We start from the raw sequence: 543 nt of genomic DNA on the forward strand, positions 1-543 counted from the left end.
GTCGGAGGAGTTGTCGGCGAGCTCGGCGCAGATCTCGGCGTCGGCGCAGGAGACCTCGGCGCAGTCGGGTGTGGTGTCCTCGGCGGCGGAGGAGGTCTCCCGGAACGTGCAGACGGTGGCCGCCGGTGCCGAGCAGATGGGTGCCTCGATCCGGGAGATCGCCAGCAACGCCGCGGAGGCCAGTGAGGTGGCCGCGAAGGCGGTCGACGCCGCGGCGAGCACGACCGCGACGGTGGCCAAGCTCGGTGACTCGTCGGCGGAGATCGGCAACGTGGTGAAGGTGATCACCAGCATCGCCGAGCAGACGAACCTGCTGGCGCTGAACGCCACGATCGAGGCCGCGCGGGCGGGTGAGGCGGGCAAGGGGTTCGCGGTGGTGGCCAACGAGGTCAAGGAGCTGGCGCAGGAGACGGCGAAGGCGACCGAGGACATCGCCAAGCGCGTGCAGGCCATCCAGGGCGACACCACGGCGGCGGTGGCGGCGATCGAGGAGATCTCGGCGATCGTCGCGCAGATCTCCGACCGGCAGACCACCATCGCCAG

At 70.9% G+C, this 543-nt stretch carries 1 protein-coding gene; it reads left to right on the forward strand.

Annotated elements, in window-relative coordinates; all coding sequences use genetic code 11:
• Positions 1 to 543 (forward strand): methyl-accepting chemotaxis protein (locus tag ACFSHS_RS22505; protein ID WP_376881164.1); only part of this gene is annotated, 543 nt, incomplete at both ends.

Origin of the sequence: Blastococcus deserti, from assembly GCF_042682525.1 — a bacterium.
In the GTDB taxonomy this organism is placed as follows: Bacteria; Actinomycetota; Actinomycetes; order Mycobacteriales; family Geodermatophilaceae; genus Blastococcus_B; species Blastococcus_B deserti.